The organism is Alicyclobacillus kakegawensis NBRC 103104, assembly GCF_001552655.1.
In the GTDB taxonomy this organism is placed as follows: Bacteria; Bacillota; Bacilli; order Alicyclobacillales; family Alicyclobacillaceae; genus Alicyclobacillus_G; species Alicyclobacillus_G kakegawensis.
Genome location: NZ_BCRP01000057.1, coordinates 1 through 1521, shown reverse-complemented (window position 1 = coordinate 1521; position 1521 = coordinate 1). Strand labels below are relative to the sequence as shown.

Annotated in this window: 1 protein-coding gene; it reads right to left on the bottom strand. The window is 47.3% G+C overall.

Going from position 1 to position 1521, the window contains the following annotated elements:
• Positions 1 to 2: 2 nt before the first annotated feature.
• Positions 3 to 1364 carry an IS4 family transposase gene (locus AK2_RS16195; protein ID WP_067937138.1) on the bottom strand — a complete coding sequence of 454 codons (1362 nt, stop codon included), beginning with the start codon at positions 1362 to 1364 and terminating at the stop codon, positions 3 to 5.
• Positions 1365 to 1521 lie beyond the last annotated feature (157 nt).

The window sequence follows — 1521 nt, the reverse complement described above, 5'->3', positions numbered from 1 at the left end:
ACTCAACTTTCGCAGACCAAAATAGGGAGGTACGCCTTGATATAGCTGGGTAGACCATCGATCCATTGCTGTAATTGACTGCGGATCAGTTTTGAGAGTCGTTTGTTCGCCTTTTTTGAAATAGCATTCAGAAGTTCAACCAATTGACTCAATGCAACTGCCCAATCCAGTTCGCTCACTTCGTCACACAGCATGAGAAATAGATTCCCCAGTGTGCGGTCATCCGTGCTTTGGCGGTGCTGCCAAGCCAGTAGGATGTACCGTGAAAAGACAATCGTCGTATGGCTAATGAGCATGTCATAGGAACGCCCTTGAAACTCTTTTTGTAGACGCAGTAACGACTTGGTGCATTTGAAGAAGACTTCAATGTTCCATCGGATACCGTAAATCTGTATGATCTCCTCGACCGTCAGAGTCGTGTCCGTGGATAGGATAGCCAGCCATTCTTTCTTGTTGGTGCGGTGACGAACGAAAACCATGACCACGGGAATCCTGGTTGTACCTACCTGTGTATGTATGGAACGCAGGATGCACTTTTTCATGCTCTGCACGGGCGTCGCAGCGTAGTACAGTTCCTGTAGGGACAACCGTCGCCCATTCACCAGATAGCGTTTGTTGTCGGCCTTGACCATGCCAATGACATCAAGCCCCTTGTCCAGGATGGACTGAATGAGCGGAGCGTGCGTAAACCAGCTATCCATCAAAACATACGAGGCGGTCATGCCTGCAGCCAAGGCGCGATCAATCATGGCAGGAATCAATTCCGGTGCGGGACGAAGCGCTTCCATTCTCCGCTTATATCCATGTGTTCGTTTGTCAATCGACTCAAACATGCCATTGATTTGTGATTTCAATGAACTCAGTAGTGAAAAGTCTACCGGAATAAATGTATGACCGTCTGACCACCCCAGTGTCAGCATACGAAACCCTTTGTAATAGCGATTTTGTGCATGATCCCAAAGCCGAGCCAATAGCTCCACGGCTTTGCTTCGGTCTCGTTCATATGCCGAATCATCGACAATAAATACACTGACCCGATTGTTGGATGTCAAAACAGCTGTCTTGTTCACGGTCTCCGAACTGAGGGATAGCAAGAACCGCCGCCACGCAAACCCGGTGTGATTCAAAAAACGATACACAGCATCCTTACCGGGAAACGAGTCTCCCTTGGTGCTTTCCAGAAGTTGAAACCAGTTTCGATGATGAAAAATCAGGACGAAGACGACTTGGAACAGGTAGGCACATGTAAATCCGAATTTCTTGGTAATCCCAGCTTTACGCAAATGTCTGAGGACACTCAGTTCCCGAAAAGCGGGTCGAATTTCAATTGGCAATTGATTGTTTTCCACTTGATGCCCTATCATGAAGGCAAGCACCTCTTCCGATTGGTAGTGTTTTCTCTCAAATTCACTATACCAAACGGATGGGTGCTTTTATATTGTCAATACCTACTTCAGAACCGCGATAATACGTTACCGCTCCAGCGTTCACACAGCTTTCTGCTCTGCGAAAGTTGAGTTA